The organism is Arthrobacter sp. NPDC057259 (genome assembly GCF_042668995.1).
GTDB lineage: Bacteria > Actinomycetota > Actinomycetes > Actinomycetales > Micrococcaceae > Arthrobacter.
This window is the reverse complement of the sequence record NZ_JBHUYA010000010.1, coordinates 1-25,032: the sequence shown is the minus strand read 5'-3', so window position 1 is coordinate 25,032 and position 25,032 is coordinate 1. Positions and strand designations below refer to the sequence as shown.

At 63.3% G+C, this 25,032-nt stretch carries 26 protein-coding genes and 2 pseudogenes; 11 read left to right on the top strand and 17 right to left on the bottom strand.

Annotation, left to right across the window (positions count from 1 at the left end; genetic code table 11):
* Positions 1 to 56 precede the first annotated feature (56 nt).
* Genes ACFUCU_RS15350 through ACFUCU_RS15325 form a run of 6 tightly spaced genes read right to left on the bottom strand, consistent with a single transcriptional unit; the run spans position 57 to position 4,760 of the window.
* A complete protein-coding gene (locus ACFUCU_RS15350) occupies positions 57 to 812 on the bottom strand; it encodes a hypothetical protein (RefSeq protein WP_377973341.1) in 756 nt (251 codons plus the stop codon).
* 25 nt (positions 813 to 837) lie between these two features.
* On the bottom strand, positions 838 to 1,107 hold the full coding sequence (locus ACFUCU_RS15345) for a hypothetical protein (RefSeq protein WP_377973340.1): 270 nt from the start codon (positions 1,105 to 1,107) through the stop codon (positions 838 to 840).
* 11 nt (positions 1,108 to 1,118) lie between these two features.
* Positions 1,119 to 1,721 (bottom strand): DUF6668 family protein, encoded by a 603-nt coding sequence (locus tag ACFUCU_RS15340; protein WP_377973339.1) that lies wholly within the window; start codon positions 1,719 to 1,721, stop codon positions 1,119 to 1,121.
* A gap of 34 nt (positions 1,722 to 1,755) precedes the next feature.
* Positions 1,756 to 3,168: a chromosome partitioning protein ParA gene (locus ACFUCU_RS15335; protein ID WP_377973338.1), complete on the bottom strand. Its 1,413-nt coding sequence runs from the start codon at positions 3,166 to 3,168 to the stop codon at positions 1,756 to 1,758.
* Between the two features lie 42 nt (positions 3,169 to 3,210).
* Positions 3,211 to 3,729: a hypothetical protein gene (locus ACFUCU_RS15330; RefSeq protein WP_377973337.1), complete on the bottom strand. Its 519-nt coding sequence runs from the start codon at positions 3,727 to 3,729 to the stop codon at positions 3,211 to 3,213.
* On the bottom strand, positions 3,726 to 4,760 hold the full coding sequence (locus tag ACFUCU_RS15325) for a CHAP domain-containing protein (protein WP_377973404.1): 1,035 nt from the start codon (positions 4,758 to 4,760) through the stop codon (positions 3,726 to 3,728). Before ACFUCU_RS15325 ends, ACFUCU_RS15330 begins: the two co-directional genes overlap by 4 nt.
* Before the next feature lie 163 nt (positions 4,761 to 4,923).
* Between ACFUCU_RS15325 and ACFUCU_RS15320 the strand changes: the two genes are divergently transcribed.
* Complete coding sequence (locus ACFUCU_RS15320; protein WP_377973336.1) at positions 4,924 to 5,250, top strand: helix-turn-helix domain-containing protein; 327 nt, start codon at positions 4,924 to 4,926, stop codon at positions 5,248 to 5,250.
* A gap of 272 nt (positions 5,251 to 5,522) precedes the next feature.
* Here ACFUCU_RS15320 and ACFUCU_RS15315 read toward each other — a convergent pair whose 3' ends face one another.
* The 4 genes from ACFUCU_RS15315 to ACFUCU_RS15300 form a co-directional block, all read right to left on the bottom strand.
* Positions 5,523 to 5,972: a hypothetical protein gene (locus tag ACFUCU_RS15315; protein ID WP_377973335.1), complete on the bottom strand. Its 450-nt coding sequence runs from the start codon at positions 5,970 to 5,972 to the stop codon at positions 5,523 to 5,525.
* 149 nt (positions 5,973 to 6,121) lie between these two features.
* Positions 6,122 to 6,745: a phosphatase PAP2 family protein gene (locus tag ACFUCU_RS15310; protein WP_377973334.1), complete on the bottom strand. Its 624-nt coding sequence runs from the start codon at positions 6,743 to 6,745 to the stop codon at positions 6,122 to 6,124.
* A complete protein-coding gene (locus tag ACFUCU_RS15305; protein ID WP_377973333.1) occupies positions 6,742 to 7,743 on the bottom strand; it encodes a hypothetical protein in 1,002 nt (333 codons plus the stop codon). The genes ACFUCU_RS15310 and ACFUCU_RS15305 overlap by 4 nt, the downstream gene beginning before the upstream one ends.
* Entirely contained in the window at positions 7,740 to 8,216 is a 477-nt protein-coding gene (locus tag ACFUCU_RS15300; protein WP_377973332.1) for a hypothetical protein, read from the bottom strand. The genes ACFUCU_RS15305 and ACFUCU_RS15300 overlap by 4 nt, the downstream gene beginning before the upstream one ends.
* A 358-nt stretch (positions 8,217 to 8,574) precedes the next feature.
* Here ACFUCU_RS15300 and ACFUCU_RS15295 point away from each other — a divergent pair, with 358 nt between their 5' ends.
* Together ACFUCU_RS15295 and ACFUCU_RS15290 are read left to right on the top strand one after the other, a co-directional pair.
* Positions 8,575 to 8,808: a hypothetical protein gene (locus ACFUCU_RS15295; RefSeq protein ID WP_011689691.1), complete on the top strand. Its 234-nt coding sequence runs from the start codon at positions 8,575 to 8,577 to the stop codon at positions 8,806 to 8,808.
* Between the two features lie 292 nt (positions 8,809 to 9,100).
* The gene (locus ACFUCU_RS15290) at positions 9,101 to 10,870 is read left to right on the top strand and encodes a MarR family transcriptional regulator (RefSeq protein WP_377973331.1); all 1,770 of its coding nucleotides are present in this window, start codon (positions 9,101 to 9,103) and stop codon (positions 10,868 to 10,870) included.
* A gap of 857 nt (positions 10,871 to 11,727) precedes the next feature.
* Here ACFUCU_RS15290 and ACFUCU_RS15285 read toward each other — a convergent pair.
* Both ACFUCU_RS15285 and ACFUCU_RS15280 read right to left on the bottom strand, forming a co-directional pair.
* On the bottom strand, positions 11,728 to 12,669 hold the full coding sequence (locus ACFUCU_RS15285; protein ID WP_377973330.1) for a ParA family protein: 942 nt from the start codon (positions 12,667 to 12,669) through the stop codon (positions 11,728 to 11,730).
* A gap of 531 nt (positions 12,670 to 13,200) precedes the next feature.
* Positions 13,201 to 13,575 carry a hypothetical protein gene (locus ACFUCU_RS15280; RefSeq protein ID WP_377973329.1) on the bottom strand — a complete coding sequence of 125 codons (375 nt, stop codon included), beginning with the start codon at positions 13,573 to 13,575 and terminating at the stop codon, positions 13,201 to 13,203.
* Between the two features lie 348 nt (positions 13,576 to 13,923).
* Between ACFUCU_RS15280 and ACFUCU_RS15275 the strand changes: the two genes are divergently transcribed.
* Positions 13,924 to 14,574, top strand: a complete 651-nt coding sequence (locus ACFUCU_RS15275; RefSeq protein ID WP_377973328.1) for a TVP38/TMEM64 family protein — start codon at positions 13,924 to 13,926, stop codon at positions 14,572 to 14,574.
* The gene (locus ACFUCU_RS15270; RefSeq protein WP_377973327.1) at positions 14,567 to 15,193 is read left to right on the top strand and encodes a CDP-alcohol phosphatidyltransferase family protein; all 627 of its coding nucleotides are present in this window, start codon (positions 14,567 to 14,569) and stop codon (positions 15,191 to 15,193) included. Before ACFUCU_RS15275 ends, ACFUCU_RS15270 begins: the two co-directional genes overlap by 8 nt.
* On the opposite strand, the gene ACFUCU_RS15265 is transcribed toward ACFUCU_RS15270, so the two are convergent.
* Entirely contained in the window at positions 15,147 to 16,598 is a 1,452-nt protein-coding gene (locus ACFUCU_RS15265) for a dihydrolipoyl dehydrogenase family protein (RefSeq protein ID WP_377973326.1), read from the bottom strand. The genes ACFUCU_RS15270 and ACFUCU_RS15265 overlap by 47 nt on opposite strands.
* Positions 16,599 to 16,657: 59 nt before the next feature.
* Between ACFUCU_RS15265 and ACFUCU_RS15260 the strand changes: the two genes are divergently transcribed.
* From ACFUCU_RS15260 to ACFUCU_RS15235, 6 genes and pseudogenes are all read left to right on the top strand, one after another.
* Entirely contained in the window at positions 16,658 to 17,395 is a 738-nt protein-coding gene (locus ACFUCU_RS15260; RefSeq protein ID WP_377973325.1) for a class I SAM-dependent methyltransferase, read from the top strand.
* A gap of 70 nt (positions 17,396 to 17,465) precedes the next feature.
* Positions 17,466 to 18,854, top strand: coding sequence for a hypothetical protein (locus ACFUCU_RS15255; RefSeq protein WP_377973324.1), 1,389 nt, complete (start codon positions 17,466 to 17,468; stop codon positions 18,852 to 18,854).
* A 389-nt stretch (positions 18,855 to 19,243) separates the two neighbouring features.
* Entirely contained in the window at positions 19,244 to 19,687 is a 444-nt protein-coding gene (locus tag ACFUCU_RS15250) for a hypothetical protein (protein ID WP_377973323.1), read from the top strand.
* Entirely contained in the window at positions 19,677 to 20,465 is a 789-nt protein-coding gene (locus tag ACFUCU_RS15245; RefSeq protein WP_377973322.1) for a Crp/Fnr family transcriptional regulator, read from the top strand. The genes ACFUCU_RS15250 and ACFUCU_RS15245 overlap by 11 nt, the downstream gene beginning before the upstream one ends.
* Positions 20,466 to 20,579: 114 nt before the next feature.
* Positions 20,580 to 21,128 (top strand): carboxymuconolactone decarboxylase family protein, encoded by a 549-nt coding sequence (locus ACFUCU_RS15240; RefSeq protein ID WP_377973321.1) that lies wholly within the window; start codon positions 20,580 to 20,582, stop codon positions 21,126 to 21,128.
* 137 nt (positions 21,129 to 21,265) lie between these two features.
* Positions 21,266 to 22,207 (top strand): annotated as a pseudogene (locus ACFUCU_RS15235) (ABC transporter substrate-binding protein).
* A 43-nt stretch (positions 22,208 to 22,250) separates the two neighbouring features.
* On the opposite strand, the gene ACFUCU_RS15230 reads toward ACFUCU_RS15235, so the two are convergent.
* The 4 genes and pseudogenes from ACFUCU_RS15230 to ACFUCU_RS15215 form a co-directional block, all read right to left on the bottom strand.
* Entirely contained in the window at positions 22,251 to 22,373 is a 123-nt protein-coding gene (locus ACFUCU_RS15230) for a YHS domain-containing protein (protein WP_377973320.1), read from the bottom strand.
* The gene (locus ACFUCU_RS15225; RefSeq protein ID WP_377973319.1) at positions 22,370 to 23,758 is read right to left on the bottom strand and encodes a permease; all 1,389 of its coding nucleotides are present in this window, start codon (positions 23,756 to 23,758) and stop codon (positions 22,370 to 22,372) included. The genes ACFUCU_RS15230 and ACFUCU_RS15225 overlap by 4 nt, the downstream gene beginning before the upstream one ends.
* Positions 23,759 to 24,049: 291 nt before the next feature.
* Positions 24,050 to 24,796, bottom strand: a complete 747-nt coding sequence (locus tag ACFUCU_RS15220; protein ID WP_377973318.1) for a DUF427 domain-containing protein — start codon at positions 24,794 to 24,796, stop codon at positions 24,050 to 24,052.
* A gap of 32 nt (positions 24,797 to 24,828) precedes the next feature.
* Positions 24,829 to 25,032: pseudogene (locus ACFUCU_RS15215) on the bottom strand (haloacid dehalogenase type II); the annotation flags it as partial.

Sequence of the window (25,032 nt, the reverse complement as noted above, 5' to 3'; positions counted from 1 at the left end):
CGGATACCGCGTTGCCGCCCTTACAGATCAGATCCAGGGGTGCGCAGTCGGCCACGTCAGGCACCCGCCCATGCGATAAAGCCGCTCATGTCGCTGAGCGCGGCCACATCATTGATGAGCTGCCCGTCGTCGGAAACCTTGACTTTCCAGTCCCCATCAAGCCACTGAAGCGGAAGAACGGCGTGGAAGAGCTTTCCGCCGGCGGTCTGGAAAGCCAGGTCAACGTTGGCGTCAGCGGCCGAGTACGACTTCAGCATGAAACCGCGAACTTGAACGGTGTCCGTCGCGCCGGAAGTGGGGTCCAGTGTTGATGCCTCTTGCTTAGCCGCATCCCGCCCGACGCCGGGGACAACGAGCTTGTCCGCCAGCTCCATATTCATCTGCTGTGACTTAGAGGACCCTAGGGCGACAAGATTCACAGCCGCATAGAGGGCGCCGGTAGGTGAGTGAGCAAAGCAGGACCTAAAGCCGGTCGAGTCCGTGAGCCCGGGACCGAAGGTCTTAGGGTCAGTGGGCGTAGCCATCTTTCCGACAAGCTCCCACTTCGACTTCGGCGCAGCGCCCAGCGCCGTGTCTGTGCTGGAGGGCAGCCCGCAAACGCTTTTGCCTGCCGCGTCCGCCGGAGCTGACAAGGGTGAAGAGGTGCTGGACGAGGGTGAGGCTGGGGCGGGCTGGGCTGTGGTGTCGCCCTTGGGGAGCAGGAAGATGACGACGGTGGCCGCGAGGAGCGCCAGGACCAGCGCCGCAGCGATGATGAACCCGGGTTTGGTGAAGGGGCTGGCTCCGGGGGTGCTTTCGGTGGACTGGCTCATGGTGAACCTCCCGTGTGGTGGTGGTTTAGGCGAATGCCTGGACGATGCCGGAGGCGCCGGTGATGATGATGCAGCCCAGCAGTACCCAACCGAGCTTGCCGATGGCCTGGGCTCCCTCGCCGCGCTGAAGCTGAATGACCATGCCGATACCGACGATGATCACGCCGAGGACGCCGAGGACCAGGCCGATGCCTGAGGCCCAGTTCAGGATGGTGAGCAGGCCGCCGGCCTGGGCCGGTACAACGGGGGTCGGGTTGGGGATGACGCTTGAGTCCAAGCGGGCCAGGGAGTTCATGGTGAGACCTTTCATTTGGTGGTGCGGGTGTCAGCTACGAGTGCAGCTATGTCGGTGGTGAAGCGTTGGTATTCGCGGGCCGAGGGGACACTGGGGGTGTCTTCGTGCCGCCAGGCCTCGACCCAGGGCAGGGTCCAGAGGCGGGGCGCTCCCCCGCCGACAATGGCGGTGAAGTCGCGAAGGGCTTTGGGCGTCTTGCCGGGGGCGTCGGCCAGGACGGCAAGGCCGAGGAGGTCAACGGCCGGAGCTGCCCCTGACGCCCACTGAGTGAGGGCGCTGCGGGCCGCGGTCAGTCCGCGCATATCGGCGCGGCAGACCAGGAGCAGCTTCGGGGCGCTTCCGTCCTGCGGAACGGGCCAGCAGTGTCCGGTGGCGCGTGCCCCGTCCAGGAGGTCAGCGAGCCGGCTTTCCCCGGAGCCGCCGTGCGCGCCGGTGATCCAGAGGCCTGCGGTTCCGGCGACGGTCCTGCGGCCCAGCCGGTCGGCGGCGTCGGGTTCGACCATGCCCCGCAACGGAGCGGTAATAGCTGCCGCCGGCGGCGTGTGTACCTCCGTCTCTGGAGTTTCCGTCTCGGCGGCGGGGCGGCTGATCCAGGGGTTAAGGGTCTGCTGCATGGGTCCTCCTTTCGAATGTCCGTTGAGTGGGTGGTTAGAAGCCGTCGGCGACGGCGGCGGCCGCGGCGAGCCAGGCCCGCTGGGTGGCCGGCTGGAGGGCTTCGTACCGGATGGGTCCGTTGACCAGGGCCGGGTCGTAAGGGATGCGGACGACGGCGCGGACGAAGGGTTCGAAGCCCTTGGCGATCCGCTCTGCCTCGTCCTTGGCCCGCTTCAGGGCATCCCCGCTCATGGACCGTTTCGCGTCGGTGGACTCGGAGACGATCACGACCGCGTTGCGGGCAAGCTCCGCGTCGTGGCCGCCGCGGGATTCGAGGGTCTGCAGCGTCAGCCGGGCGGCTTCGGCGCGGTCCTCGATAGCGGTGACAGGGACGACGAGCTGGTTGGTGTGGTCGATCATGCGGCGCCAGTTCGCGGCGCGGGCGGTGTTGCCCGAGTCCATGACAACGAGCCGGTAGTACCGGGTCAGGACCTGGTGGGCGATATCGACTTCCTCCGCGGTGACTTCGTGGTCGCCTTCTTCGTTCTCATCGGAGCGGAGGACATCGAACTTGTCGGCCGTCTGGTGGTGAACGAACTTGGCGATTTCGGCCGCGTTCGTGGACGGGGACAGCAGCTCGGTCGAGGAATCGATCAGGTCCAGGACGCTGCGGTCGTGGGAGCCCTTTTCTGTCCGCCAGCCCAGCGTCCCCTGGGATTCGTTGTTGTCCCACGCGACCGTGGCCGCGCCGCTGTAGCGGGCGAGGATGGCCGAGAGCATGACGACGGTGGGGGTCTTGTTGGCCCCTCCCTTGCGGTTGACCACGGCGATGGTGCGCGGGCCGGGCCAGTGCTGGCTGACCGTGCGGATGTCCTCGCGTTCGGAGAGTTCTTCGTCGGAGGGGTTCATGCGGATACCCAGGCGTGTGAGCGCGCCGCGCCAGCCTTGGGTGGCCGGCTCGAGGACCGGGGCGCTGACCAGGAAGGAGGTGTCCTTCAGGCTGCGCAGCGTCGGAGCCGGCTCCTCCACTGCAGCTTCCGTTACGTTCGAGGCGGCGGGCGGCCACGGCTGGCGCGGCGCGGTCTCGGCAGGCTTGGCGGGCTTCGGTGCCGTAAGAGGCGTGGTTTCGATGACGGCGGGAGCGGCGGTCTCCGGGGTGGTGGCGGGGGTCTCGGCCCGGCGACGGGCCGTGCGGGGTTCATAGGAGACGGATTCGAGCTTGTTGTCCGGGTGGACAATGAGTTCGCCGTGGCCCTCTGGGTCCTCGATCTGGACCCGGACCGGTCGCTGGAGCGTTTGAGCTTCGCCGACGACCAGGGCGAGGGCGTTGTTGCGAAGGTCCTGCAGGGATTCCCCGGCGGGAACGATGCGGGAGTTGCCCGCGACGATGACCTCGGCGGTGCCGTTGTCGCGGACGATGGCCTTGATGCTGGGGAAGGCCATAACTTGCGTCGGTGTTGTACCCATCGGCTTGTTCCTTAGGTGTGAGAAGGGGAAAGGTAGTGGCTTTTAGGAGGCTGGCGGGGTGAGACGGTTGACCTTCCACGGAGCGTCCTTGCCCGTGCGGAGCAGCTGCAGCGTGTAGGTCCCGGCGTTCGTGGGGACGGCGGCGGTCGCGCCGTAGCCGTTGGCCTCATCGACGGACAAGGTGGCCGCTCCGGTGACGCGGGAGGCTGGGATATTGGAGGGGTCCACGGAGGAGTAGTCGGCCGTGGCCTGAGGCGTCAGCCAGCGGGCCAGGTCGTTGGCCCACTGCTTCTCGTCCAGGGTGGGCCGGGCGAAGTCGGTCATCGCGTTCTCGGCCGCGTCGACGGCGGCGTCCTTGCTGGTCTGGTCCCACGTGATGCCGGTGGTGGCCGGTACCGTGCCGCCGGGTGCCTGGGGGCCGCTGTTGGCGCTCAATGAGACTGGGGTGGAGGGGGTGGGGCTGGCACTGGAAGAGGACGCGGGTGTGGTCCCGGTGGAGGCGGCAGGGGCGCAGGCCGCGCACAGCAGCGCCGCCGCGATCAGGGTCAGGGGCTTCTTCACTTCGTCTCCCCTTGGATGGGCAGGTACAGGAAGGCTGAGGGGACCGTGTTGGACACGGTCCGGGTGTAGTAGTTGTGGTCATCCGGGGCCGGGTTGCCGTTGTAGCCCTCTTCGACGTAGGTGCCGTTGTCCTTGACTTCCTTCACGACGCCGACGTGGCCGAAGTTGGGGTCCGCTCCCCCGGCCCCGGGCGCGTACCAGACCACGGCACCGACTTTGGGTGCGCGGCCGGTGGGCCAGCCCTTGGAGTCCCATCCGTCCTTCCACGTCAGGGCCGAACCCAGGCCCTGACCATCGGTGCGGAAGTTGCTGTTGAGGAACCTGAACGGTGCACTCGTGGATCCCATCTGCTGGTTGACCCGCCACAGGGCAAAGTCCACGCACTCCCGGTAATACATGCCCAACGGTGAAGTGCTGACGGCGGTGGCCCCGGCCTGCATCCAGGTCGGTGAGTTCTTCCACGGGTAGTCGTTCCCGGCACCTGACTGGCCGGGAATCCCGCACTCGCTTCCCTGAAGGGAGAACTTTGAGGTGGAGAGGGCTTGGATGAGCTTCACGGCCTCGGGCCAGTACTTCTGGTAGTGGTACGGGTCGGCGTTGCGCTGGACTCTGTTGGCAGCGATGGTCGGCTCAAGCAAATCCCACCCAGGCACCGCCTGCAGCGCCTTCATGAAGTTCGTTGCGCTCGTGGTCGGGTTCATGCGGTCCTCATAGGATCCCCACGCGCCGTTGCCGCGCTGCTGGAACAGGCCGCGGGAGTCGGGACCGGCGGTGTCGCCGTTGTCCAAAACGCGAAGGCCGGATTCGCCCAGGGCAACCATCACCGCGATCATCTGACCATTCACGGAAAGGTTCAAAGACTTACCAGCCCCCATGATCGAGGCGGCGTTCTTCAGCTGCTCTTGGGTGTAGCCGGCGACTTTGGTGTCGGCATCCATGGAGACCGACATTGCCGGCCCGCAGTCGGCGGCCGCGGGCTTCGTGGGTCCTAGCAGCAGGAGCAGGGAGAACACCACACAAAACACCGCCATTGGCACCACGACTGCGCTTCCAATGCTCAGCGGCTTGGGCAGTTTCACGATTGGGCCCCTCTCCGTCCATCGGGCAAATAAGCATCATGTTTAACATGATGCTAGCATCACTAAAAATATGTACGTGCTTCATGCGGGCGCAGAGGTGGGTGAGAATTGACGAATGCCCCGCACCTATAAACCCATCCCAGGACAGCCCGCAGAAGCCGGACAAGCATTGATCGTGTTCAATGCCAACGCCTTGCGTGCGGCCGTGATCCGGGACCTGGCACAGCATCCGGGCGGCGACACCACAGGAGGCATCGCAAAACGCATCGGCGTGGACTACCGGCAGGTCTATGCGCACATAAAGACACTTGAGACAGAGGGCCTGGTGTCGGCTGCGGGCGAGGCTGCGGTCCGAAGCGGACATCGCGTCCAGTACTCCATCGACCTGGAAAGGTTGCGGGAGCAGGGCATCAACTACATGAGGTACTTGGAGGGAGAATGACTTCCGAATGCCATGGAACCGAAGCGGACTGTTCGCGCCGGCTGGCTTTGGTGAGAAGTCATCGGAGGCCAAAGGCGGGCGCCTTAGAACGGTGGAACGAAGCCGCCGCAACATACGGACTGCGGGGGTGCAGCCCCTACTACCCCCCCAAACTGTCGTAGGGGCCGCACCTGTTATGCCACTCAATGGGCATGATCAGGCCGTAGCGGGCACCTGGAGCATGTCATGCTCAAAAGTCTACTGAAAAATATTCAGTAGTGAAAATTTTTCAGTTATTTGGACTTTTTCTCTGGCCTGGGGGGAAGGCTTCGAAGGGCTTCAGTGACTGCACGAAGCGCGTCGATGTTCACTTCTCCAAGAACGCGCGCAGCGAAGTGCTCAACCTCGGCGATCCGGTAGGCCTCTATGAGGCGAAGTTCGGCTTCCACCCGTTCCGGGATAGGACCGCTGCGTTGAAGCAGGTAATTCTCGTCAACGTCAAAAAAGTACGCCAGACCCTTCAGTAGTGCCGGGTCCCACCGGTTATCAGGAGAGCCGGCCAGCAGCCTGTGCCAGCGTGTTCTCGTGAGCGTTAGCCCTTGCTCCGCCAGACCCTGACGCACATCTTCGTACGTGAAGCTGTCCGCATCTTTAGCATGAACGATGTCCAAAAGGAGCTGGATTTTCGATGCAAGAACCTCTTTATCGGTGCGAGGATCCATGGGTGTGTCGTTTGATTTCACGCGTGATCCTGCTCCAGTCCAGCGCGGGCGGCCAGATTGCGAGTGCGGGGCCCTGCCAGCAGTAGCGAGGTCAAAGCCCTCCTTCTAAGTCCGTCATCGTCAAGGCCTTGTGTCCGGCCTCAGCGGCCGTGTGGGATAGCACGTGAACATCAGCCGACAATGAGAGTATATGAGGCTCCGAAGGCGACGATGCCGGTTATAAATCCGGCAATGACCTGAGGCGCTGAGTGATCCCGGAGATAGACCCTGGACCAGCAGACCAGGGGGGCAGCCACGACGAAGGGAAGCCCTAGCCAGCCGAACATCAGTACAGAAGACACGGTCGCACCACCCAGCGTCATCGCATGACCCGATATTTTCCAGATGGGGCTGATCAGAATGAGGGCCACAATCCCGCAAATAATGCCGCCAATTAGCCCCCAGACAGGCTTGGGTGCGTCCATCAACGAGAGGATGGCGCAGCCTAGCAGCGCCGAACCCAAAGTCCAGAGCATGACCGGCCGGCGTTGTTTCTTATCGCCTACGTGGTGGTCCGTGAGTCGGCCTCTTTTCGCCAGGATCAAGACAACCGCAAAAGGCACCAAGCAGATTGAAAGTGCAGCAATAATCCCCGACCAGACTGAGACCATCCACTGATCGCTGAGCAGAGAAGCCAAAACCAGCAGGAAGGATAGCACCAGAGGTGGCTGCGCGATCTCGGTCGCGGACCGGGCCACACGCCCGACTGCCGTTGAGGACCGCTCTGGGGTCTGGGGCGCGGTTGCTGTTGTCACTGAGGTGCCTTTACCGGCAGCATCGATTCCAAAGAACCAACGCCACCATCAAATCGAGCTTGTACCGCGTCCAGGACACGGCCGGAAAATTGGGGGGCGGATCGCCCCGAGAGGGCAACCTTATGATCGCTGGAGCGAATAACGTACTCGTACAGGCCCGCGGAAGGGTGTTTCATCCAGACGCTGCTTATCACGCCCGCGATCCACGCCGAATGAGAGAGGCCCCAGTAGTCTTTGCCCAGCGTAGCCGTAAGAAACACCAATGCGGCCCGGTCCCAGAGCTGTAAACGACGCCATGCCTTGACGATCGGTGGAATTCCCAGCCCAAGAGAAGTCAGCAGTACCCCGCCGTAGAACAGCGGACTGAAGAGCGCGTACAAGACCTGGCGTAAAGAAGAACTGCCCACATCAATGTGCATGGCGCTCATGTATGCGATCTCTTCGACAGACGCGATTGCAACCAGAGCCATCCCGGCCGCAACGACCCGGGAGCTAACGCGGACGGGCAGGCTTTCCTGAGGCCTGACGCAGATCCGAAGGACCGAGACAGCCAGAGAGGCCAAAATGCCCATGTAAGTGCCGGCGTAGACGATGACGGGCAACTGGTGGACATTTTCCGGTACGAAACTTAGCGAAGTCGGGACGAACTGCTGGCACAGGAACGGTACGGTGATCGCGGTCGCTCCGAGGACCGCAGCAAGGGGTCTGTGGCTGAAACGGGAGCGGTAGCTCTCGTCCCGAGAGTAGGCGGCGAAGATCCCTTCCCGTATTAGCCAGACCGCAGCCGTGACGCACAAATTGCGAACAAGGTGAAGGACGTTCACGCTCCCAAGGGCGGCATCAAGAATTGCCTCGGGTATGACTACACCTGTCGAAAAAAGACCGAGAACACCGATTCCGATCGCGCCGAGAAAGGAGCTTGAGGCGCCCCAACGAGCGATGAAGTACAGGCGAAAGACAAGTACTGCCACCAGAATCCAAAATGCGGCAGCAATCATAGGCCAAACACTCGTTCAGCCTTCGTGGCTTCCTTCACGGGAGTGGCGTGCAGCACGCGCGCCAAGCCAAAGGCCAAATTTTCGGCAGCGGCTTCAGCCTCATCTAGAGGAACGTCCACTGCACGGCACATCCAGCTGACACCGTTCCGCTTCCCGATGCCGGAGAAGAACGACCCTGCAATCAACCCGTCCAGGGGCTTCCCTTGGTGGCCCAACAGGATGTGGCTAAGTTCATGCAACACGACGTGGACGCTCCATGCCCTGGGGCCGCTCAGGTAGCGGACAATGCCCTGGTTGGGAGTATCGATCCACTGCCCGGTGACACCCTCCCCGAGGCTGTCGGCAGTGCTTTCCTCGAAGACCAGGCGTTTACCGTACTTCCCTTCAACAGTCCTCACCAGGTCACTCAGCTCCGGGTATGCGGGAAGGTTCAAGGTGGCGATTACGTCGGTGTTCAGAGTGGCCTGTTCCATGTTCCTATGGCTCCGGGGATCCAACTGAAATAATTTCAGTAATGTGTACTATGAAAGTCTAGCGTCGAAAGCGCCATGGCAAGGGGCCACCCTACCAAGGTTCAAGGTGTTGGAGTTGTCACGGAAGGTCGACGAGAACGGGGCGGGCAAGGGTTCCGGTCGAGGTGGCTGCTGGTTACCGGGGCAGGCGACACGCGGGGATCGTTTTCTGTAAACAAATCCCCCGATGCTTGGAAGGGCAGTGCTAGTTTCGACTCAGTTGATAGCTGTAAACAGAAACATAGGGCGATCGACAGCAGTAGCACCAGCGATGAAGCAGCCACGACCGCAAGTCGTGCGAGATTCAAAGGACATGACCATGAGCGCAGTAATCAATCGTGGAGGCGGCCGGCCCAGCAAGGGACTCCGCAAATACATTGGCTTCCGCACGCAGGCTAAGACTGCGGAGGACGTTCAGATGATCGCTGCCGCCAAGGGCATGACTGTCACTGACTACGTTTCCTCCGCCGTAGACCGTTCCCTGCGAGAAGATCTGGCCTTGCTGGATCACTTCGCACACCAGGAGGAACTGCCCATCCGCATAGCGTCATAACAGAAGAAGGCCCGCACTAGGCGGGCCTTCGAAGCTGAAGATCCACGATCCGGGAAGCTTGCCGGCGAACAGATCGTAGATCGAATAGAAGACCTTCACAGGACTTCACTTGTGCTGCAAACCGATCTGCCAGGATCGGCCTCTTTCGTTGTCTCGCAACAACTCTCCCGAAAGGATTGTTCTCATCGTACATGGAGTCCCATGTGCGCCGCCAGCCATATCCGCAATTGGCGTGTCGCGCAACGGTGCCGGGTCACATTCGCCCGCCGAGGTTTGGGCTGCCCTCGCGCCGATGCTTGCGGGGCAGCCTCGAGTCCGTCTGTCGAGGGACGGCGGAAAGACGTACCCGCAGAAGCACGAGCGCAACCTCACTGTAGATCTCCCGACGCTTCCAGCTGCGGTTCGAATTTTCGGCAAAGACGGCACTTGCGCGGCCATTTTCCTCGATTTCGACACCTCTGTGGCCGGCGTTGAAGGGGTCCTGAAGGACGTTCAGGCTGTCCAAACTTGGCTGCACTCAGTTGGCGCACGCTGGATCGAGGACTACTCCCCCAACGGTGGCCGTCACGTCTACATACCGCTCGCTCAGCGGGTCACTTTCTCTGAAGCGCGTGATCTTGTCGAGGCACTGGGCGCCCGGTACCGGACCCTGGACAAGACCCCACATCAGAACCTCCTCCACGGCTGCATGAGAACTCCCGGCTCCCCGCACAAGCGAGGCGGCCACCAGGAACTCGCGATGAGCCTGTCCATGGCATACGACGTCGCCCGCCGGCCCAATTCACCGGCCGTCTGGGCCACCATGAACGCCGACCTGAAGGGGGAGATCAACGCCGTGCGGGCCCTTCGCCTCGAAGGGGTCTTCGACTCAATGGCCGACAAGAGTGCAGACGCGCCCGCCGTGGGCGCCTCCGTTGGTCGGATGTCGCGCCCCATGCAGCTCATGGCACAGACCGGCCTCTACGACACCAACCGGTACGCTTCCGACTCGGACGCCCGCCAGGCGATCCTCACCGGCGCCGCGGCCGCTGGCCTCCAGCTAGTCGACGTCGAACGCCGCATGATGCAAGGGACCTGGCCCGGACTCGCATCCTTCTACGCCCGGTACGCCTCCAAACACCGCATGCCTGCGCTCCGCCGCGACTGGACCAACGCCGTTGCTCACCTCCAAAAGAACGCCGGTAACGAAGCCAACAACAATGTCCGTAGATCCCCCACAAGCCAGCCAACTACACAGCCCCCACCACTAAAGGGAAGCGCCCTAACTTCAAACCCCGATGCTGAGCATCGGTTCATCCGGACCTGGCGGAATGCGCTTCGCATAAGGGAGGTGACCTACCAGGAATCAAGGACAGGACTGGCTCGCAGGATGGTGCTCAGATCCTTGGGTGAGGCTGCCCACAAGACGTCTTCGCGGTTTATCGAGTTCGGAGTCCGGTCCATTGCCGTGGCGACCGGCCTCGATCACACCACGGTCGCGCTCCACCTGAAGGCGCTGCGCAGCGAAAGGGAGCCCCTAATCACTCTCGTTGAGGAAGCACGAGGTACAAAGGGCGACCTGTACATGCTGACCGTTCCCGAAGGGCTGAGAGCCGCCGCGGAGGACGCCTCCTGGCAGAAGGGAAAGATCCACGCCCTCCGCCCGGTCTTCAGGGAATTGGGTCTACCGGCCGCGTTCGTCTACGAGGCCCTCGAGCACTCCCCCGCCATGTCCACTACCGAGATCGTGCGGGTCACACGGCTTTCCAGGTCTGCAGTGAACGAAGCACTCGAGATCCTTGCCGCCTGGAACCTGCTGTCAAGAGACGCCGGCAGGTTCTGGTCGATCGTGACAGCGACTTCGCTGAGGCAGCTCGCAGAACAGTTCGGGGTGCTCGAAGCCGTCGCCGCGCAGCTCCAGCGGTACCGCCAGGACCGAGTTATCTGGCGCGAATGGTTGGCCAAGCACGTGAATACCGTCGCCGAGCTCCTCTCCCCGGGTGAGGATTACCCCTGGCACGAATTTGAAGGGCCGCCGGACGAGTGGTCACTGCCGGATATCGCCTTTGGCAGAGCTAGTTAGGCGCGTAGACGGAAGAGCCGTGGCTCAAGCCCCTTGTCCGCTCAAGGAGCATCGCAGTCCGCGATCTCGTGCCATAACCCATGCCATAGGACCTATAGGAGGTGAATAGAGGGGATCCGTGAGACGTGCTTTTTATTCTTTGGCGAGATTCCCATGCACGTGGAGCTTGAGAGCTGCCGATACAAGGGCGCTGCGCGACGGGGCCCCCATTTCTACGACCTTCTCATCAAGCCAGGCCACTTGGAGCCCGTCGAGCCGAAGCTGAATCTGAATACCGGCCTCTCCCCTCTTTCGAGGCGCGCGTCGCGGCATGCCAGAGCTCGACATCACTGTTTCGACAGCGAACTCGTTCGAAAGCGCTTCTTCATCCAATGCCTCGAATGCATCGATGAGCAGGTCCGCGTACGTCGTCCGTGCCTGGTGTACGGCATCCTTAACAACAGCTAGCAAGGCTGGCGGTAGGTAAACTCCGACGTTACGAAGCACTCCTGGAACCGTTTCGGATGCCTTTTTACCTTGGGATGCAGTCTTTGTGGACTCCGTCCTTTGTCTGCCGGCTGATGGACTTGTTTGAGGACCGGCAGACACTTGTTCGGCCTCAGGCTTAACACTCTCATCTTGCCTAGATGTCAGTTCGAGTGTGTCAATACCATCGGAGTCTGGGTCCGCCGCGGGTGTTGAAAGAACCCGGCCGGATTTCGGCGACGGCGCTTCCTCCCGTCGTTCAGGCTTCACGGCTTGATTGACCTGTTCAGTAGTTTGACTGCGCCGCTTCGGGGCCAGTAAGCCCTGCAAAGCTGCGCCCCGGACTGGAACCGCCGCTGGAGCGAATGCACCGGAAAGGTTTGGCCGACCGCTCATGACTGGTTACCGCTTTCGATGTCGTTGAGACGAGCCAGGATCTCCCCGGTCAGCTGCTCGTACTCTTCGGCCAGTCCTCCGGCGTTGCGGGAGAAGAACCCGTCGGCCGGCTTTTCTCCGGCTCTGAGGGCTTTCAACCGAATTTTCTGGGCGTCCGTAACTGCACCCTCAAGCTCGTGGAACAGTAAGCCCTTCCGACGCGCGTCTGCACTGGCGCTCTCCAAGTTCCGGATTCGTGTCTCGAAGACCGGAGCAACGGTGCCAAGCATTTCCTCGAGCGTCTCTCTCACGCTGCGCTCCAGCCGCAGAGAACGGGGCCCAACGCCGAATAGAACTATGCCGGCCAATTGCAGGTTCGGATTCCGGTCCCTGACGGCCATGAAGCGACGCGCGATGCGTTCAACACCGTCGATGCTGGCATCATCTGAACGCGTAGGAATCACAACGGCGCTCGAAATAGCGAAGGCACCCTCAACAAGAATGCGTTCCCCTGGCGGCGTGTCGATCAAGATGAGGTCGTAGTCGTCTGCCAGAGGTGCGAGCACGGTGTAAAGCATGTCCCCGAAGTCGCCAGCATCGGATCGGTTGCTCCTCGAAACCATAAGGCCCTGAATGTCCTCGAGGTCCTGCCCACCGGGAATGACGTCCAGGTTCTCCCTCACGTCGCGGAGAATCATTGGTGCTGTCCCGGCCACGAGTGCATGGAATAGCTCGCGTCCGCTCTGCCGTTCATAGCCGAGATCCCGAGCGAGGTCGCCCTGGGGGTCGAGGTCGACCATTAGAACCCGGGAACCGGCCAAGGCTACATATCCGCCTACGTTGGCCGCGGTGGTTGTCTTACCCACTCCCCCTTTACCGTTCGCCAGAGATATCACGCGGTCGATTGCCCGCGTTTCCCGATACTTCGCTGGTACTGAGGCTTGCAGTGATCGTGCCATCGGCCGGCTGTTCTCCTACGTGCTGGAAGGCGGATGTTCCTACCGTCAAAGCTACGCGAGTGCTCGTTCGATCTCCGGTATTGACACGGGTTGGGTGCCCAACCGTAGATCCTGTGGCCTGCAAGGCTTTGAAATCTACGTGTTTGTCGGTTTGGGGGATGGTTGTAAACACCATGACTAGATAAGCAAGGGTTCATGCGATTCATAACGTGTAAATCTTCGCAAAAGGTTTGGCTGGCCTAATGGCGTGTTTGGGAGTTTGAACGCACGCCAGGAAGTAAATCTTTAGGACTACTTGTGTTCCAATTAGATTTCACGCCTGACGTATGGCAGGCCTTATGGCATGAAAGACAACGCACCGCCGGGTTGATTCAATCTCCGCCCTCGACCAACGGGACTCAGCCATGAGCCTTCGGCCGGGCTCACAACAAGTGATTCGTCACCAGCAGTAAAGAGCAGGATGGGTGCCGTCCTAACAGAGACCGTCTAGACAACGCTACGCCCGCCGCCGGCCCCGTCAAGGGCGGTCATCTAGTACCAGCGGTGGGATTCCAGCGCCCGGAGCAGGGGAGCGGGGTCCTTCTCCAGCTGGTCGACGTGACGGGTCCCGCCTAGTGCCCGGGAGGGCGTGGCCATCCAGAGCGTGAAGTAGTTGTGTGGAATCTTCAGCTCCATGGCCCGCTGGAACAACGCTGTTACGACGGGCTGGAGCTGCCCTCCCGGGAGGAATTGACAGCCCGGGCAGTACGTCCCTTCGCCGATGAAGACCCGCACGAGCTGACGCATGACGGGTTCGGGGTCTTCCGTCAGCTCGGAGAGCCGGCGACGGACCTGATCGAGCGCGGGCAGGGTGAACTCAGCCCGGATGTTGTCCCAAGCTTGTGCAGGAATGGGGTGAGCTGGCACGACGGGCTCTTATCTAGTCGCTGATGCTCTCAAGGAGCCATTGGGTTGCCAGGGGATCGCGCCGAAGCGTGAAAGTCCGCAGCGTGGAATTGGTTCCCAGGCGAATTATCTACCCTTTACCTCCATTTCTGCAGGTCAGAGCAGCGGCGGCGGGTTAGTTACGTTTGGCACGTACAGAATAGGAAGGTGCTGCGTCGTGTATATCAACTCCGGGCGAGAGGGTCAGGGGGTTCTGTGCGAAAGATTACAGACCAGCACGTTAGCCGGGCTTAGCTTGATTCGGTAGGCGTTGGCTGACGCTTTCCACCTCATGAGGAGCGACGATGCGGGAATCAGAATAGTGGCGGCATGACGGGCCACCGCCGTGCTTGGGTACGTCTGATGGTGTTGGTTTTGTTTGTCGCAGCTGCTGCTGTGGCCGCGCTGCTGTTCCCTGTCCCGACTGTGGAGGAGGTGCGGTGGTACTTCACGGGGACCAGCTGGGGTCCGGCGGTTTTCATCCTTGGTTATGCGGCGCTGACTCTTACACCGGTGCCCAAGAGCGTGCTGACGATCGGCGCGGGCGTGGTCTTTGGCTTTGTCGGGGGAGTAGGTCTGGTGGTGGCGGCAGCGCTGCTGGGTGCATCGGCCGCGTTCTGGTTGGGTCGCTGGTTGGGTCGGGAGGCTGTGGAGAATTACACGGGCGCCAGGGCGGGGAAGCTGGATGAGGTGTTGGGGCGGCGGGGGTTTGTTGCAGTGGTTGGTGTGAGGCTGGTTCCGGTGCTGCCGTTCACGGCGATCAATTACCTGGCCGGGGCCACGTCTGTTGGCTGGTGGCATTATTTGCTGGGTACGGCGTTGGGCATCCTGCCCGGCACGGTCAGTTATGTGACGCTGGGGGCTTTCGGGCTGCGGTTTGGCTGGCAGGTACAGGCGGCTTTGGCCGTGCTTGGCCTGTTGACCCTTGCCGGGCTGGTCGTGGCTGTGCGGAAGCGCCGCAAAGGGGCGGAACGTGTTTGACGCTGCACTGAGGGCACGGACGGGACCGGTGCTGGGCCGGATGGCCGCGGTCCTTGACCGGCGCTGGATTACACCGGATCGGCTGACCGGGCTGAACCTGTTGTTGGGCCTGGGCAGTGCCGGGCTTGCCGCGGCCCAGTGGTGGATGCCCTCGCTGGCTGCCTGGCTGCTGTGCCGGGCCGCTGACGGCCTGGACGGCCCCCTGGCTCGCCTCCGGCGGCGCCGGTCAGGGGAGGAAGATCCGGGCCGGGGCGGCTTTTGGGACATCAGCGCGGACTTCGTTGTGTATGGCGCCACGGTGGTCGGCGTGGGGATGGGTGCCACGGCGGCTTTCGGCGCCCCGTGGCTGCCCTTCCTGCTGGTCCTTTTCACCTACTACATCAATGGTGCGGTGTTTCTGGCCTTCTCTTCCATTGCGGAGAAGACCGGGCGCCGCATTGATGACGGACGGTCTCTGTCGTTTCTTGGTGGACTGGCAGAGGGAGCGGAGACCGTGGTGGTGCACAGCCTGTGGCTGGTCCTCCCGGACTTCGCCTGGTTTATTGCCGCCGTCTGGGCCCTGGCGGTGGGGGTCAGTGCCGGACATCGGATTGTGGCCGGTTACCGGGCTTTGAGTTGATCCGGCGGGCGTCAAGGGCCAGGCGCCGGAGTGTCGCCAGCGCCTTGATGGCGGTGCGGCGCAGCGGGGACCGGAGGCGTTCGCGGACATCGAGGACTGCGGCGTTCCAGACCCCGTCAGAGTATGTTGGGTAGGCGTGGGTGGCGCCGGCAATATCGGACGTGGTGAGTTTCTTGTGCACGGCCAGGGACAGTTCGGCCAGGGATTCCCCCGCCCGGGGACCCACGATGGTGCCGCCCATAACGCGGCCGCCGCGGCCCACCAGAAGCTCGGTGAAGCCCTCGGTCCTGTCCTCGGTGACGGCCCGGTCAAGGTGGGAATCCCACACGGTCCGGGAGGTTACCGGTTGCCCGGACCCGCCGCTTGTCACGGCGGCGATCTCCGGTGAGGTGTAGGTGACGCGCGGGACAGCGGGGCTGATCCGGCGTCGGAGCCCCAAGACGGCGTTGGATGCTGCCACGCTGGCGTGGACGCCGGCAAGGTGGGTGAACTGCGGGTGGGTGGTGACATCTCCTGCCGCCCAGATCAGGGGATTGGTGGTCTGCATGCGTTCATTGGTGAGGACATGCCCGCGGTCGTCGAGGTGGACGCCCACGTGTTCAAGGCCGATGCCGGTGGTGCGGGGGGTTCGTCCGGCTGCCAGGAGCACGGTGTCAGCGTCCACTGTGGTCCCGTCTTCCAGATGCAGCCTGTGCCCCTGAGCGGGGCTGGTGGCATGGCTGATGCTGGAATTTTCCAAAATAGTCACGCCGTCTGCCTTGAGGCTCTCGCGGATGATGTCCACCCCTTCCGGCGTCTCCTTGGCCAGGATGCGGGAGCGGACGATCATGGTGACGTCGGCGCCGAGCCGGGCGAAGGCCTGGCCCAATTCGCAGGCGATCGGGCCGCCGCCCAGGATGGCAAGCCTGCCGGGCAGGGCGGTGAGGTCCCACACCGTTTCGGACGTGACCGTCCGGGCGGGGTCCAGCCCGGTGAATCGGGGTTTGGAGGGTTCAGCGCCGGTGGCTATCAGGGCCTGCCGGAACCGGAGTACTTCCCCGTTCAGGACGGCCGTTCCCGGGCCGGTGAAGGACACGTGTCCGGAGAGGACTTCAACCCCGGCCTCTTCCAGGGCTTCGGGACTGTCCGCGGGCTCGATGGCCCGGATGGCCGCGGCGATGCGTTCCCGGATTGCAGAGAAGTCGGGGTTCCCACCGCCAGCCGGGCGCCGGCTTCTTGCCTGCGCGGCCGCGGAGAGGAGCGTCTTGGAAGGGACGCAACCGGTCCAGAGACAGTCCCCGCCGGTACGTTCCTGTTCCACCAGGACAACGCGGGCGCCGAAACCTGCTGCCGTCTTCGCACCGATGATTCCCGCCGTCCCTCCGCCAAGGACGAGGAGGTCAATGATTCCGTCGGTGGGTGCCATGATGAAGTTCCTTACGGTTGATACCTGCCTGCTGCCACGCAGGATTCCGGGAGTCCGGGATGTTTTGCTGGTCCGGGGTGGGACCTGGTTCAAGGGAGAGAGATATTCCTGACAAGTACACAGCATTCGCACCGTTTTACGACGCGCTCTCCGGCGAGTACCCGGTGTATCGGGCCGGACGGGACCGGGGAATTGAAGCGCTGGGGCCACGGCCGGGGGAGCAGGTCCTGGATTTGGGCTGCGGAACCGGTCTCAACTTTCCCCTGCTTCAGGAGCTGATAGGTCCTGCAGGAACGATCGTCGGGATCGACCGCAGCGCCCGGATGCTTGAACAGTGCCGCCGGCGCGCCGCCAGGGCTGGCTGGAGGAACGTGATCCTCGTTGAGGCCGACGCCGTCCTCCTGGACCCGGCCGCGATCCGGACGGCCATCGAGGAACAGGGCGGATCCCCGGAGTCCGATGCCGCGTTGGCTACCTATTCGCTGTCGCTGATGCCCGAGTGGCGGCGGGCCTGGGCGAACCTCAAGGCACTGGTACGGGCTGAGGCGCGGGTGGCGGTAGTCGACATGAAGGATCCGGAGGGGTGGGCCCGGCTGCTCACGCCCTTGGCGCGGGCGGCGTGTGCCCTGGGTGGTGCAGACATCACTGCGCACCCCTGGCAGGCTGTTGAAGATGACTGCCCCCAGGTCATCCGGTCTTCCGCGCGGGCAGGACATTTGCAGATCCGTGCAGGAGCTCTTCACAAAGACCCATTCTGGCCGCTTCCAGCGCCCGGCTCTGTGCGCGAGATTACTTAACACGGCAGACGCGCACCGTAGGGTTGCCGGTATGCGCTCATTTGCGGCCTTTTTAAGCCACCTTGAACGGGTGACCAGGCCGGTTCATCCGGAGAGCCGCGCCGCGCTGGACCGGCGGTGGGCCGAGCTGCCCGGGCACGTCAAAACCCCTGCCCAGCTGCTGGGCAGGACCGCGGTGGGCTGCGAAGGAACCCACGGCGTCTTCCCCAAATGCAACCTGACCTGTACGCCGTGCTACCACTCAGCAGATGCGAACAAGGTAAGGATCGACGGCGGCCACACCGTCAACGCGGTGACCGAGCAGATGGCACTCCTCCGCCGCCTGCGCGGACCCCGCGCGCACGCCCAGCTGATCGGCGGGGAAGTGAGCCTGCTCCCGGCCCAGGACCACGCGGCAGCGCTTCTTGCCGTGCGCGCAGCCGGGCGCGAACCGATGTCCATGACCCACGGGGACTTCGACTACCAGTACCTCCTCGACGTCGCCCTGGACGGGAACGGACAGCCGCGGTTCCGGAAAGTATCGTTCGCCGCCCATTTTGACTCGCTCATGCGCGGGCGCAGGGGAGTGCCCCGGCCGCGGAGCGAGTCGGAGCTGGATCCGTACCGGGAGGGATTCGCCGCCATGTTCACGGCTCTCCGGAAGGACCACGGCGTCGGCTCCTACATCGCCCACAATATGACCGTCACCCCAGCGAACATCGACCAGGTCCCCGGTGTCACCGGCTCTGTTCTGGGGATGCCGTTCGACATGCTCTCCTTCCAGCCCGCCGCCTATATGGGCGATGACAGGAGATGGGGCAAGGACTTCGCCAACGTCACCATTGATGCAGTCTGGGACCGGATCGAGCAAGGTGCCGGGCAGCGGATTCCGTGGCAGGGCACCCAGTTCGGGGACATACGTTGCAACCGGACCGCCGTGGTCCTGCGGGCCGGCGGGACTCTCGCGCCCCTGATTGACCCGGACGACCCGGACGATATTGATGCCCGGGACCGGCTGCTGGCCCATTTTGGCGGCATGTACTTCGGCGGAACACCCCACTGGATTGTTGCCGCCAAGATCATCAGGGCCCTGATCGCCCACCCGGGTGAGGTCCCCGTGGTCCTGCGCTTCGGGCAGCGCCTGGCCCGACGCGCCGGCGGCCTGCGCCATATCTTCGCCGCCGCCCGCGCCGGCCAACTTTCCTTCCGGACCTTCGTCGTGCACAACTTCATGGACGCGGCCGACGTCGCACCGGCCTGGCAGCTGATGGAGAAGGGCGTGGTTAGTGAGGACCCGAAAACCCGGGAGGTCCAGGAACGGCTGGGCGCCTGCATGTACACGATGAGCCATCCCGACACCGGCCAGCTCGTTCCCGCGTGCGTGCAGCACTCAGTGCTTGACCCTGCCGAGAACGCCGGCCTGCGCAAACTCCTTCCACTGACCCCTCGCGGACACGGAGAGCCCCCCGTACACCCTTGACTTCCCCTGACTGGAAGGTTTTAGCGTGAATTTACCGGCGATCATTACTTGAGGAAAGGAGCTGGTCATGGCATTGCAGGAAGGTGAGGTTTACCGTTGCCCGGATCGGGACTGTGGCTGCGAAATTACCGTTACCAAGGGTGCGGCCCCTGGGCACGGGGGCGACAGCAATCCCAGATGCTGCTGTGGGCACGTCATGGAAAAGGCGGGCTGACACCTGATGCCCGGCCTCCCGATCAGGGCCGGGCTGCCCTTCCAGGCACCTCGTCTTAACCCGCCCCGTTATGTGTTCACGTTTACAGAGCAGCCCATTGCTCCAGGCCTATCTTTCGAAGGTAAGCAGTTCCGCTTCAACGAAAGGCAGCACGACGATGTCCGCTACATCTCCCGTGGCACACCAGCCACACGCCCTCACGCATCATCTTGCCAGGCGCATCAGCGCAGGTGTCATCGGCGGTATCGCCGGTGGCCTGGTCTTCGGCGTGCTGATGGCCATGATGGGTATGCTTCCGATGATCGCCTCCATGGTCGGTTCGAACTCGCCCGTGGTGGGCTTCGGAATCCACATGGTGATCTCCATCCTGATCGGGTTGGGCCTGACAGTGCCGTTCGCCTGGCTTCTGAAGACCTATAAGAGGGGAGCGCTGGTCGGAATGGCGTACGGGGCGCTTTGGTGGGTTCTTGGCCCCCTGCTGATCATGCCCATGATGCTCGGCATGCCGCTCTTCATGGTGAACGCGACGGCCGGATGGTCTCTCATCGGCCACCTGATCTACGGCATCATCCTTGCCGTGGTCGCTGTCCGGGTCCTGAAGAGCGCCGATGAGCGATAGATGGGAAGAGGGGCTGGAGGCCGCCGTCGGTGGCCCCCGGCCCTGGTCTCCGGGCCAACGTGAACCATACCCTCTCACCTCGGGGCCCGATGATCCGTTCACCTGTCTCAACGAGGTGGATCTCTTCGCGGACCTGAGCGCTGAGGAGATGCGCGCGATGGACATGATGGCGCCCGCGCGGATGTTCCGCCGGGGGGAACTTGTCTTTAGCCAGTCGCAGCCCGTCACCGCCCTGTTTATCCTCAAATCGGGCCGGGTCCGGATTTTCCGTGTCACCGAGGACGGTAAGGCCCTCACCATGGCGATCCTCGAACCCGGGGCAGTGTTCGGGGAAATGCTGCTCGTGGGCCAGCGCATGTATGACAACTACGCCGAGGCCATCGAGGACTCCGCCATTTGCCAGCTCGGCGTCGAGGACGTGGAGCGGTACCTGATCTCTGACCCGCGCATCGCCATCCGCATTTCCCGGCTGCTCGGGGAACAGGTAGCCCGGCTGGAGGAACGCCTCACAGACCTCGCATTGCGGCCACTGTTGGCCCGCACCGCTTCTCTGTTGATCAGCCTCGATGCTGCCGCGCCGAGCGGCCGCTTTGGCCAGGGCAAAGCCATCCGCCTCACGCACGAACAGATCGCCGGTCTTCTGGGCGCAACCCGGGAAGCTACCAGCAAGGCGTTGGCAGACTTTGCAGGCAAAGGAATCATCCGCCAGGGCCGCGGCCGCATCACCATCCAGAAGCCGGCAGCCCTGCGCTCGGCGGCAGTAAGCAGCGGCCCGTGACCTGCAGCCACGCCACCGGTCGCGCACGTTCCGGTATCCGGGGACCTCCAACCCCGGAAGAGGACAGCCCTTATCGACCCGACGCACGACAGAAGACATCAAAAGGAGCCACACATGCCCCGCATTCCCGCACACACCCTCGATACCGCTCCCCGCGGGTCCAAAGACCTGGCGGCCACCATGGAAAAGCGGATGGGAAAGCTGCTGAACATCCACGCCGGAATGGCCCATTCCCCGGTTGTCATCGCGGCCTACAACGGCATCTCCCAGGCCATAGCAGCCCACGGAACCTTCGATGCACGGACCAAGGAAGCGATCGCCCTGGCCGTCGGCAACCAGAATGACTGCGACTACTGCCAGGGCGCGCACACGCTGTCGGGCCGCAAAGCCGGGCTCAGCGAAGAACAAATCATCGCGATCCGCGCCGGTGAAGTGGACTTCGACCCCAAACTCGCCGCCATCACCGAGGTGGCACGCGAAGCGGCGGCCCGGACCGGGAACGTCTCCGAGCCGGTGTGGCAGGCAGCACTGGACGCCGGATGGACCGATGAAGAGCTCGCCGAGGCATTCGCACATATCGCCGCGAACCTCTTCACGAACTACTTCAACCATTACGCCGGGACAGAGCTGGACGTTCCCGCTGCACCGCCGCTGAACTCCTAGCGCCACGCCGTTCCCACGGGTGTCCCCGCATGCTGCCGGGGCCTCGGGGGAACCGGCGGCTGCTCCCGTCTGACCTCTTGCCGGCATCCTTTGCAGCTACAGCCCGGTCATCCAGGACCTACCCTCGAGGAAGACTTATGTGGAACTCTTTTATCCGGCCGGCCAGCATAATGACCGGTTTCCTGCTCGTTCTGGGCGTGTCCGCCTGCAGCTCACCATCAAACCCTCTGCAAGACAAATCCGGGACAGGCGCGGCGACAGCCGCAGGGCCGCTGCTCGTGGGGTCAGCAAACTTTCCCGAAAGTGAGACACTGGCTGAAATTTATGCCGGTGCCCTCAATGCAGGAGGCGTCCCCGCCCAGACCAAACCGCAAATCGGATCCCGGGAGGTCTACGTCAGGGCCGTGCAGGACGGTTCAATCGACCTGGTCCCCGACTACAGCGGCAACCTGCTGCGGTAGGTGGACAAGAGCGCCACGGCAACCAGCGCGGCGGACGTGATGAAAGAACTGCCGGGCAGGCTTCCGTCCGGGCTGGCTGTGCTCGAACCGGCCGCTGCTGAGGACAAAGACTCCATCGTCATCACAGCACAAACCGCCGCCAAGTACGGGCTGAAAACCCTCGAGGACCTGGGGAAGGTTTGCGACCGGATTGCGCTGGGGATGCCGCCCGAGGCGCAGGAAAGGCCCCAGGGCTTGCCCGGACTTAAGGCGAACTACGGGTGCGTCCCGAAGGAGTTTGTCCCCTTCAACGACGGCGGCGGCCCCGTGACCCTCCGGGCGCTGCTGGATGACAAAATCCAGGCGGCGGACATCTTCAGCACGTCGCCGCTGATTGTCGACAACAACCTTATTGCCCTTGAAGATCCCAAGAACAACTTCGCGGCCCAGGAGGTTTTGCCTCTGATCCGCAGCGACAGGGTGGGCAGCAAAGCCAAGGACATCCTCAACAAAGTATCGCGGGTCCTCGCCACGGACGACCTGGTGCAACTGAACAAAAAAGTCTCCGGGGATGCCAAACAAAGCCCGCGGGACGCGGCAGCGGCCTGGCTCAAGGAAAAGAACCTCGGCAGCAGCTGAGGTTCGGCGAACCAACCCACTGCAGGCGGGCGCTTAAGGCGCATCAGACATGTGAGTATCGGGCTGGGTCAGCGGCGAAGGTATCCCGGCAGCCTTCTGAGCAGAAGTAGTAGGTTCTGCCGTGGTGAACATGGGCTGCGCCCGGGCTGGCTGTATCGACGCTCATACCGCACACCGGGTCCGTCCCGGTGCCGGCCGCCAAACCGGTATCTTCTTGCGGTATGCCAGGGGACTCTTCGCCACGGTTTGCCTTCGGCTCCGAAGCACTGGTGCCCGGTGGCATGGGCTCGGCAGCCGACTGGTTGATGTATTTTCCGGGATCGTTGACGAATTTTTCGTGACACCGGTCCGAGCAGAAGTAATAGGTGCTCCCGCGTGGGTATGGATGGCCGGGGCGTGTGCGCGTTCCACCTGCATCCCGCACACCGGGTCCTTGGCGTATTTCTCCATCCCGCCGAAGCGTTCCCTGTTCCGGTACAGCCAGTACACGACGGCGCCGACGGCGATGGCGATGATGTTCAACCACGTGGTGTAGTTCCACTCGAAGGAGGTGCGGGCGATCTCTGTCGGGCGGTCCGGGGCGGGGATGCCCAGGGCACGGAACAGCAGGTCCACGATCAGCCCGGAAACGCTCATGACCGCCCAGAACGCGAAAAAGATCCGGGCGGCGATCCGGCGCCCGTAGAACTTGCCGTAAATGATGACCAGCGGCAGGGCGATGAGGTCCGCGAACACAAACGCGACGGTACCGCCGAAACTCAGGCCGCCCTTGAACAGGGCCGCGGCCAAGGGAACGTTCCCGATCGAGCAGACGAAGCTAATGAACGCCACGAACGGGCCCACGATGACGTTTTCCAAATCCGTCCAGAACCCATGGCCGGAGAAGAACACGACGCTGTAGGCCGAAGCGGGCACGGCGACAGCCAGAATCCCGGCGACCAGGTAGCCGATGAGCAGCTCGCGGCGGAGCATGCTCACGTCCGAGACAGCGTAACCGGCCGCATCCGCCCACCCTGCCTTCGACCGCAACCGCTGCCACAGGCTCACCCCGTGCCACTCGCCCTCGTCAGATCCCGCGGCACGTCCCTTGACGGAAGCGCGGGCGTTCAGTCGTTCCCTGGCCTGGGCGAGTTCGGCGGCGGGGAAAACGCGTGGCGCGATCAGGACGAACAGGGCAATCATGATCGCCCCGCCCACAAATTCGGCCAACGCGAACTGCCAGCCGATCAACAGCCACAAAACGATGCCGAGTTCAACTACCAGGTTCGTGGAGGCGACCATGAAGACCATCGCGGTAGTAAAGTCCGCGCCACGCTGGAACAGAGATTTTGCCAAGGCGGTGGCCGCGTAGGAACAGCTCGAAGACGCCGCACCGAGGAACCCGGTGCGCACCACCGTCGCGGCTCGGTGGTCACCCATGGCTTTCTGCATCTCGTGCCGGGACACGAACGCCTGCACGGCCCCGGACAACGTGAATCCGAAAATCAGGGCCCACAAAGTGGCCCAGAACATGAAAAATGCCTCCAGGACGCTCTGCCCCGCCGTCTGCAAAAGCATCTCAGCGCGTTCCCTCTCGGTCCCTCACGCCCGGGTAGCTGGCCGGTTTGCGGTCCTGCCAGCGCGCCAGGAGGTGCCCAAGTTCCCGAAGTACGAACCCGATTCTGCCCGCAGCCCCGGCATCACAGCCGGGCAAAGCCGGGATGTCCTTCCCTCCCTCACACTGCGGCAACATCTCGTGCCTGCTCCTGATCACACCTTCTTCCCTCGTGGCCTCGACCCGTCCTGCCCGTTGCCTGGACAACGCGGTCCCTGACATCTACTGCCTTGGACAATAGTTGTTCTTCACGCATGGGTTTTTCCTTCGACGTCAATGGTGGTCTGTTCGTCATAGAAGCCGATCAGGCCCGTGAGTTGGGTTGCGTCCGGGAGGGGATTTTCGTAGCTCCAGACGATATTTTCGCCCTTAGATCCAGCGCCGGTGAGTGACCAGTACGATGCCGTGCCCTTATAGGGACAGATGGTGCTGTGTGAGGAGCGTTCGAGGACCCTGAAGTTGACGTCCGCCCGCCGCAGGTAGGTCCGCACCGGTAGCATCGTCTCGTAGAGAATCACCGGCCGGGCGCTCTCGGCCAGGACCGTTGTCCCGTAGGCCACCCTGACCCGGCGCGAGGAGGCACGTGCGTCGACCCGATGGAAGGGGTCCCGCGGATGGCCTTCGATCACCTGGTCTTCCTCCCGCCAGCGGTCAAAGGCGTCGAAATCCAGCAGGATATGACCGGCCAGGCCTGCGTCAGTGAGCCGGAACCCGGCGTCCGGCAGTTCCAGGCCCCCGCTCCTCAGGGTCAGTGCCTGGCCCTGGGCTGTGTGGGCGGCGAAATGCGAACGCTGCCCGGCCCGTGCCTTGTCATTGGGAGAGGGCTGGAGGTCTGCGGCGATGTCCTGTTCCGGGACCGCGAAGACGGGGGTCAGCTTCCGCGGCTCAAAGACGAGAAAAGCATCCCGGGAATCCACGATGGCCCGGCCGCCGGCGTCCGCCCTGATCCTGCGCGGTGTTGGCTCGTACCGCAGTTGGTGAGCAAGGGCCCGCATTTCCGAACTCAACCGAACAGCCATGTCGGGACTCAGTTTCCTTCGGCCAGGGCCGGGACCAGATCAGCAAGGGAGGACACGGTGTGATCCGGTGTCTGGAAATAGGCCGGGTACGTCCCCCCTGTCCTGTTGATCCAGGCGGTGGCCAGGCCCGCGCGGGCCGCGCCGTGAATGTCCCAGGGATGGACCGCGACCAAGAGCATCTCCTCCGGCCGGGTACCGCACGCGGAGGCCGC

Excerpts from the sequence above, each read along its gene's own strand:
- ACFUCU_RS15300 (WP_377973332.1), bottom strand. The coding sequence starts at position 8,216 with ATGGAACAGGCCACTCTGAACACCGACGTAATCGCCACCTTGAACCTT.
- ACFUCU_RS15260 (WP_377973325.1), top strand. The coding sequence starts at position 16,658 with ATGTTTTGCTGGTCCGGGGTGGGACCTGGTTCAAGGGAGAGAGATATT.
- ACFUCU_RS15345 (WP_377973340.1), bottom strand. The coding sequence starts at position 1,107 with ATGAACTCCCTGGCCCGCTTGGACTCAAGCGTCATCCCCAACCCGACC.
- ACFUCU_RS15240 (WP_377973321.1), top strand. The coding sequence starts at position 20,580 with ATGCCCCGCATTCCCGCACACACCCTCGATACCGCTCCCCGCGGGTCC.
- ACFUCU_RS15245 (WP_377973322.1), top strand. The coding sequence starts at position 19,677 with ATGAGCGATAGATGGGAAGAGGGGCTGGAGGCCGCCGTCGGTGGCCCC.
- ACFUCU_RS15305 (WP_377973333.1), bottom strand. The coding sequence starts at position 7,743 with ATGATTGCTGCCGCATTTTGGATTCTGGTGGCAGTACTTGTCTTTCGC.
- ACFUCU_RS15325 (WP_377973404.1), bottom strand. The coding sequence starts at position 4,760 with ATGGCGGTGTTTTGTGTGGTGTTCTCCCTGCTCCTGCTGCTAGGACCC.
- ACFUCU_RS15285 (WP_377973330.1), bottom strand. The coding sequence starts at position 12,669 with ATGGCACGATCACTGCAAGCCTCAGTACCAGCGAAGTATCGGGAAACG.
- ACFUCU_RS15295 (WP_011689691.1), top strand. The coding sequence starts at position 8,575 with ATGAGCGCAGTAATCAATCGTGGAGGCGGCCGGCCCAGCAAGGGACTC.
- ACFUCU_RS15350 (WP_377973341.1), bottom strand. The coding sequence starts at position 812 with ATGAGCCAGTCCACCGAAAGCACCCCCGGAGCCAGCCCCTTCACCAAA.
- ACFUCU_RS15335 (WP_377973338.1), bottom strand. The coding sequence starts at position 3,168 with ATGGGTACAACACCGACGCAAGTTATGGCCTTCCCCAGCATCAAGGCC.
- ACFUCU_RS15230 (WP_377973320.1), bottom strand. The coding sequence starts at position 22,373 with ATGAGCGTCGATACAGCCAGCCCGGGCGCAGCCCATGTTCACCACGGC.
- ACFUCU_RS15265 (WP_377973326.1), bottom strand. The coding sequence starts at position 16,598 with ATGGCACCCACCGACGGAATCATTGACCTCCTCGTCCTTGGCGGAGGG.
- ACFUCU_RS15290 (WP_377973331.1), top strand. The coding sequence starts at position 9,101 with ATGCTTGCGGGGCAGCCTCGAGTCCGTCTGTCGAGGGACGGCGGAAAG.
- ACFUCU_RS15340 (WP_377973339.1), bottom strand. The coding sequence starts at position 1,721 with ATGCAGCAGACCCTTAACCCCTGGATCAGCCGCCCCGCCGCCGAGACG.
- ACFUCU_RS15275 (WP_377973328.1), top strand. The coding sequence starts at position 13,924 with ATGACGGGCCACCGCCGTGCTTGGGTACGTCTGATGGTGTTGGTTTTG.
- ACFUCU_RS15320 (WP_377973336.1), top strand. The coding sequence starts at position 4,924 with ATGCCCCGCACCTATAAACCCATCCCAGGACAGCCCGCAGAAGCCGGA.
- ACFUCU_RS15220 (WP_377973318.1), bottom strand. The coding sequence starts at position 24,796 with ATGCGGGCCCTTGCTCACCAACTGCGGTACGAGCCAACACCGCGCAGG.